Source organism: Streptomyces sp. NPDC127129 (assembly GCF_042671585.1).
Classification (GTDB): domain Bacteria; phylum Actinomycetota; class Actinomycetes; order Streptomycetales; family Streptomycetaceae; genus Streptomyces.
Map to the genome: position 1 here is coordinate 7318 of NZ_JBHXTV010000031.1, position 6068 is coordinate 13385.

At 71.0% G+C, this 6068-nt stretch carries 9 protein-coding genes (1 of these 9 running past the window's edge); all 9 read left to right on the plus strand.

Annotated features, from left to right (window positions below):
• Window positions 1-111, plus strand: partial view of a phage tail tape measure protein gene (locus tag ACFVGW_RS35270; RefSeq protein ID WP_385854862.1) — the 3' end only. 3390 nt of this gene lie to the left of the window's left edge; the window shows 111 of its 3501 coding nt (coding positions 3391-3501); its start codon lies off the left edge, out of view; the stop codon is at window positions 109-111.
• A complete protein-coding gene (locus ACFVGW_RS35275; RefSeq protein WP_385854863.1) occupies window positions 108-692 on the plus strand; it encodes a hypothetical protein in 585 nt (194 codons plus the stop codon). The genes ACFVGW_RS35270 and ACFVGW_RS35275 overlap by 4 nt, the downstream gene beginning before the upstream one ends.
• A gap of 13 nt (window positions 693-705) precedes the next feature.
• The gene (locus ACFVGW_RS35280) at window positions 706-1575 is read left to right on the plus strand and encodes a hypothetical protein (RefSeq protein ID WP_375989029.1); all 870 of its coding nucleotides are present in this window, start codon (window positions 706-708) and stop codon (window positions 1573-1575) included.
• A gap of 13 nt (window positions 1576-1588) precedes the next feature.
• Window positions 1589-2608 carry a hypothetical protein gene (locus ACFVGW_RS35285; protein ID WP_375989033.1) on the plus strand — a complete coding sequence of 340 codons (1020 nt, stop codon included), beginning with the start codon at window positions 1589-1591 and terminating at the stop codon, window positions 2606-2608.
• Window positions 2605-3684: a hypothetical protein gene (locus ACFVGW_RS35290; protein ID WP_375989036.1), complete on the plus strand. Its 1080-nt coding sequence runs from the start codon at window positions 2605-2607 to the stop codon at window positions 3682-3684. The genes ACFVGW_RS35285 and ACFVGW_RS35290 overlap by 4 nt, the downstream gene beginning before the upstream one ends.
• Window positions 3685-4386, plus strand: a complete 702-nt coding sequence (locus ACFVGW_RS35295) for a hypothetical protein (protein ID WP_375989039.1) — start codon at window positions 3685-3687, stop codon at window positions 4384-4386.
• 19 nt (window positions 4387-4405) lie between these two features.
• Window positions 4406-4630: a hypothetical protein gene (locus tag ACFVGW_RS35300; protein ID WP_375847217.1), complete on the plus strand. Its 225-nt coding sequence runs from the start codon at window positions 4406-4408 to the stop codon at window positions 4628-4630.
• A gap of 94 nt (window positions 4631-4724) precedes the next feature.
• Window positions 4725-5636 carry a peptidoglycan-binding protein gene (locus ACFVGW_RS35305; RefSeq protein WP_375989042.1) on the plus strand — a complete coding sequence of 304 codons (912 nt, stop codon included), beginning with the start codon at window positions 4725-4727 and terminating at the stop codon, window positions 5634-5636.
• Window positions 5637-5650: 14 nt separating this feature from the next.
• Window positions 5651-5911, plus strand: a complete 261-nt coding sequence (locus tag ACFVGW_RS35310) for a hypothetical protein (RefSeq protein ID WP_375847219.1) — start codon at window positions 5651-5653, stop codon at window positions 5909-5911.
• The last annotated feature ends 157 nt before the right edge of the window (window positions 5912-6068 follow it).

Here is a 6068-nt window from a genome sequence, read left to right on the forward strand (position 1 = left end):
CGTCAACCAAGGAGAGCCAGCAATTCGCGGCCGACCTCCAGAAGCTGGCCGCGCAGGGCTTCGGCGATCTCGCCCAGGCCCTCGCCGCGCAGGGCGACGCCAACGCCATGACGCTCGCCCACCAGGCCGCCAGCGACAGCAAGGCCGCTGCGACAGCGAACAAGGCGGTCGGCACGGCGCAGTCCACGCTCACCGGCGAGGACCTCGCGAACGCGCTGACCCTGCTGACCACGCTGCGCGGCGGCAACGGCCGAGGCTTCGCCGACCTGATCGCGGCGGGCCTGGACGTGGCCACCATCCGCGCCCTGGTCCCGAAGATGACCGCCCAGATCAGCAGCCTGCCGTCCGCGAACAAGGACGTCTTCGTCCGGCAGTGGGTGCAGCAGGGCGGGAAGGCCATGGCCGCCGGCGGGATCCTCACCCGGCCCACGATGGTCCTCGGCGGCGAGGCCGGAGACGTCGAGTCGTGGATCCCGTGGAACAGCAGCGCCCGCTCCCGGGCGCTGCTGGCCAAGACGGCGTCCGCGATGGGCTACCAGCTGGTGCCCGCCGGCCGGTACGGGCCGGGACCGTCCACGGCCGCCGCCGCCCGCGAGGCGACGAAGCAGATCACGGTGAACCTGTACGGCGCCAAGCAGTCCACGGCCGAGCAGGCGCACGACGTCGCCCGGCACATGTCGTTCGTCGGCTGAGAAGGAGGCACGGATGCCGAACACGCCGGGCGCCGTCCTGGACGGTCTGCGGGCCACCCTGGGCGGCGTCGACCTGGGCACGGTCGACGGCGACGGGGTGGCCTGGCGCCTGCAGACCCTGGAGGGCTGGGACTCCCCGGACCTCCGCAGCGAGATGACCGACCGCGAGGGCGACCACGGGGCCTGGGCGGGCCCGGTCTACCTCGGCGCCCGACCGATCACCCTCGGCGGGACGATCGTCGCCCCGTCGCAGGCCGCGCTGGAGGAGGCGATGGAGCGGCTGCGGGTGGCGGCCGGGCTGACGGACACGCTGCTGACGGTGTGGGAGACCATCCCGAAGCAGGCCACGGTTCGCCGCTCGGGCAAGCCGCTGATGCAGTACATCACCGACACGCGGGCGACGTACTCGGTGATGGTGACGGCCGCCGACCCGCGCCGCTACTCCACCACGCTGCAGTCGGGCACGGCTGGCCTGCCGTTCACCACGGGCGGCCTGACCCCGCCGCTGACACCACCTCTGACCAGCAACGCGGTCACGGTGTCCGGAGAGATCATGGCTACCAACGCTGGCACGTTCGGCACGCGCCCGGTGTTCGTCATCACCGGCCCAGTGACCGGGCCACAGATCATCACGCAGATGCCCGACGGGTCGGTCCTGCCATTGATCTACTCGCAGGACCTGTACACCGGCGACCAGCTCGTCATCGACACGGACGCCAAGACGTGCCGCATCAACAACAGCGCGTCCCGCCGCCGCTTCCTAACGGTCCCCAGCGGCTGGCCCCTCATCCCCGCCAGGGCCGCCGCTGCTGTCCAGTTCCGGGCCCAGTCCTACAGCGCCAGCGCTCTTCTGACGGCCCGCTGGCGTTCCGCCTGGATATGAAAGGAGGCCGCCCATGGTCGCGGTCAACCCCTCTTGGATCGACGGCCTTCCCGTCGACGCCATGCGTGCGCGTCGCATCGACTCGCTGATGGTGATGAATAACGGCAGCCACCCACTCGGCGCCCGCACGGGCATCCTCCCCGGCTCGGGCGGTTTCACCGTCACGGTGTCCGGTACCACGATCACCGTAGGCACCGGCATTGCGAGCCTCTACTACGCCGAGCAGGGCGTCTACCGGGTCGCCATGACGTCCACGTCCAACCTGACCCTGGACGCGGCGCACGCGACACTGTCCCGCATCGACCTGGTGTACCTGCGCGTGTGGGACAACGCCGTCGACGGATCTGGGCAGGCCAAGGCTGACGTGGTGTACCTGCCGGGCACTCCGTCATCGACGCCGAGCGCGCCGACTCCGTCGGGAACCGTGATCTATATGCGGCTGGCGCACATCACGGTGCCGGCAGTCGGCGGCGGTTCCCCCAGCGTCAACAACACGGTCACGCCGGTGACAGTGGCGGCTGGCGGCATCGTGCCGGACGCCAGTGCCGCCGGCTTCTACGTCGGCCAGTACCGCGACAACGGTACGAACCTGCAACGCTGGACCGGTACGGCGTGGGAGACGATGCAGAAGGTCGACACCGTCGGCTGGACCACTCCAACGCTGGGCACCGGTTACGCGCAGGGCAACGCCACGAACGGGAACGGCAACGGGCCCATCCGGTACCGGACGTACGTCGACCGAGGCACCACGTACATTGAGTGGGACGGCGGCGCCAACCGCACTGCTGGCGCCCAGACCGTGAACATCCTGAATGCGGCCCTGGCTGCGGCGCTGCGGCCCACGTACCGGGCGACCGTCGTCGTCGCCCGCAACGTCACGAGCATCACCGGAGTCTCCAACTCCTCGTCCGTCGTCCACTCCATGCTCGTCAACTTCAACCCGGACGGGACCGTCAGCCTCGGCGGCCAGGACGCAGGCAACACGGAAGCGGTCTGGTTCACCCTGCGCGGCATCCGGTACCCGCTGTCGTGACCGCCGTCGAACTCGCCTGGTACGGCTGTGATCTGCGCACCGGCGGCATCGTGGAGGACCTGCCCTCGCTCAAACCGACCGGGGCCCTGTCCCGCAGGCTGGGAGCGCAGACCACGCTCCAGTTCGAGCTGGCACTGGACGGCGCCCCCGCTGACTGGGAATCGGCGACGGCACCAGGACGGTCTCTGATCGTGGCCGTCGACACCGCCACCGACATTCCCGTATGGGCGGGCGCCGCCCTGCCACGTGACGCCGGAAGCGCCAGCACCGCGCAGCTCGGGGCGGCCACCCTGGAGGCCTACCTCGACGCCCGCTACCCGGGCACGCAGACGATGCTCACCGTCGACCAGGCGACCGTCTGCGCGAACCTGATCACGCCCGCGCTGGCGGGCGGCCCACCCCTCGTCATCGACGCCGTGCCGACCGGCACGGCCATCGACTACCTGACCAGCGACGGCGACGACAAGACCATCCTGTCCTGCCTCACCGAGGTGATGGGCCTGGACGGCGGGCCCGAGTGGACGGTGGATGCCGTCTGGAACAGCAGGCATGACGGGTTCGTGTTCCCCGTCCGGATCCGCTCCACGATCGGCACCCAAGCCGCCGAGCCCGAGGCCGTGTTCGACTACCCGGGAGGCGTGGCCGAGTACACGCTGAGCGAGTCCTACGAGCGGGGCAAGGGCGCGACCCGTGTTATCGCCCGCGGTGAGGGCGAAGGACCGGACCGGCTCACCTCACCGCCGCGGGAAGCGACGCAACTCATCGCGGGCGGCTGGCCGATCTGGGAATACCGCTTCACCCCCGCAACAGGGGTCACCGACCCGGACCAGCTGGACGGCAACGCGGCCAAGGAACTCGCGCTGATGGCGCAGGGCGCGCAGGTGTGGAGCATTCAAGGGGTTGCCTCCGCGTGCCCGCGGCTCGGCAGGGACTGGGCACTGGGCGACTCGATCCGGCTGAGCATCGAGTCCTCAAGGCGACATCCGGCCGGCGCCGACGTGGTGGCCCGCTGCTGGGCGTGGGAGTTGGAGCCGGGCGCGGACCGGGTCCGGCCGATCCTGGTAGAGGAGGGCTGAATGCCACGCCAACTGGACCAGCTACCCGCCGACGCGACGAGTCTGGCCCGCCGGGTCCAGGATCTGGAGCGGCAAGTCAGAGAGTTGCGGGCCGCGCGGCGGCTGTCGTCGGCGGCCGTCGGAACGCTGCGGCTGTACGCCGGGGACGGGACGGTCCTCGCCGAGCTCGGGACGGACGGCGGCGGCGGTGCCGGGCTGTGGACCCGCGGCGGCAGGCAGTCCGCCCGGCTCAGCGACGGCCGCCTCACATTCCGTCCGGTCGAGGACGGCCTGGTGGCGGTCCCGGCGAGCGTCGACTACGACACGGCCCAGTCCTCCGTCCTGACCCTCGCGTCAGGGGCGGTGGAAGCCGGGGACCGCAGGGCCCTGCTTGCCCTGGAGTCCGGCCCCGGTGGCACCAACCCCCGCGCGTCCGTGCAGGGGGTGCTCACGGCCAGCAACATCGTCACCGGCACCGCCACCATCACCCCGTCCGCTGCCAATGCGCCCACGAGCCTCACCGTTGCCGGGCTGAACATCACGGGTACGAACCTGCGGGCCTACGCGACGGCCATCGACTCGTCCGTGGGCACCAACAACCTCAACAACGGCGTCTCTGGCGTCGGCGTCACCGACATCACCAACGCCAGCATCAAACTCTGGATCACCCGCGCGACTGTCACACCGGCCGTGACCGTTCACTGGATGGTCATCGCGTCCTGACCGCCCATTTGGGAGTGCTATGAGTGCCGAGGCGTATGAGACGCCGGACGTCGACTGCCAGCTGGTCTGCCACACCGAGGGCTGCCCCAACAACGGCAGAGTCCTCGTTGCTGGCCTGTCGGTGAACACGGACGGCATCTGGCGTGCCGCGTGCGGGCTGTGCGATCAGCCCATCACCGACATCGTCCCGATCGGCCCGGCCCCAGAGGAACCGGACCCCGCCGGGGACCCGGCCACCGCCTGACCCCCTCTCTTCCCTGCCCGCCCCGAGCCGACCGGCCGGGGCCTTTCTCATGCTCGGAGAACCGATGATGGCTACCCCCCTTACCGCCAGTCAGATGCTGACGGCGCTGATCGCCGAGGGCCTGGACACCAAGGAACGCTCCGGCTGGCGCACACACGACCGCGGCAACCGGGGCGACGGATGGGGCCCCGTGCACGGCGTGATGATCCACCACACGGGCGGCACAGCCCCGTCGGACGGGGAGATCGTGTGGTCGGGCCGCGCCGACCTGCCGGGGCCGTGCGCGCACGCCTACCTGGCCAAGGACGGCACGCTGACCCTGACGAGCGCGGGCCGGGCGAACCACGCCGGGGGAGGCGACCCGGCCGTCCTCTCCGCCGTTATCGCCGAGTCCTACACCACCCGCCCACCGGCCCCGCACAAGCACGACGGCTCGCCGGGCGCGCAGGACGGCAACGCGCGCTTCTACGGGCTGGAGGTGAGCGACCGCGGGACGGGCTCGGCATGGCCGGCCGCCCAGTACGAGGCGGCGGTGCGCTGGGCGACGGCCATCTGCCGGGCCCACGGCTGGACCGCCAAGTCGGTGATCGGCCACAAGGAATGGAGCGATTGGAAGCCGGACCCGGCGGCTTTCGACATGGCCGTCTTCCGTCGGGACGTGCAGGCCAGGCTCGACGCCAGCACCAAGCCCAAGCCGCCGACAGCGTCGGCGCCTGCTCCGGCCAAGCCTGCCGCGCCGCAGTGCGAGCCGTACCCGGGCGAGGCCTTCTTCGTGAAGAACGGCCGGCCCGCCCTCGGCAAGGTCTCGAAGGTCTTCGAGGCGATGGGGAAGCGGCTCGTCGCGGTCGGCTGCGGCCGGTACAAGGTCGGCCCCGGCCCGACGCTCGGTCAGGCCGACGTCGACAGCTACGAAGCCTGGCAAAGGAAGTGCGGGTACAGCGGGGCTGCGGCGGCATGGCCGCCCGGCCCGACCACCTGGAACAAGCTCCAAGTCCCCAAGTCCTGATGGAAGGGAAGCCCATGAACCAGCCGATCCACCTGCCCGGCTCCGAGACCGTCGTGAAGAACGCCGGCACCTACGGCCGCGACCTCCTCGAACGCGTCCTCTCCACGTTCCTCCAGGCGGCCATCGGCGGCATCGTCATCACCCAGCCGCTCGACGGCAGCATGTGGTACGCGGCCGGGGCCGGTGGTGTCGGTGCCGTCCTCGCCCTCGGCAAGGGCCTCGTCGCCCGCGGTCGGGACGTCACCAACAGCGCGTCGCTGGCCAAGGGCGTCTGATGTCGGCCGCGGCGGTCCGGCGGCTCACTCGACGACTGCCGCGGCGCCCTGCTCACCCCTCACTGCACCATCGGAGGTCCTGCGGCTGCAAGTGGGGCGCCTACCACTGGGGCGCCGACGACGACTTCAGCAAGTTCGCCGGACGTATGTGCTCCCA

Coding starts and splice junctions, on each gene's coding strand:
- ACFVGW_RS35305 (WP_375989042.1), top strand. CDS start 4,725: ATGCTGACGGCGCTGATCGCCGAGGGCCTGGACACCAAGGAACGCTCC.
- ACFVGW_RS35285 (WP_375989033.1), top strand. CDS start 1,589: ATGGTCGCGGTCAACCCCTCTTGGATCGACGGCCTTCCCGTCGACGCC.
- ACFVGW_RS35310 (WP_375847219.1), top strand. CDS start 5,651: ATGAACCAGCCGATCCACCTGCCCGGCTCCGAGACCGTCGTGAAGAAC.
- ACFVGW_RS35300 (WP_375847217.1), top strand. CDS start 4,406: ATGAGTGCCGAGGCGTATGAGACGCCGGACGTCGACTGCCAGCTGGTC.
- ACFVGW_RS35295 (WP_375989039.1), top strand. CDS start 3,685: ATGCCACGCCAACTGGACCAGCTACCCGCCGACGCGACGAGTCTGGCC.
- ACFVGW_RS35275 (WP_385854863.1), top strand. CDS start 108: ATGACGCTCGCCCACCAGGCCGCCAGCGACAGCAAGGCCGCTGCGACA.
- ACFVGW_RS35280 (WP_375989029.1), top strand. CDS start 706: ATGCCGAACACGCCGGGCGCCGTCCTGGACGGTCTGCGGGCCACCCTG.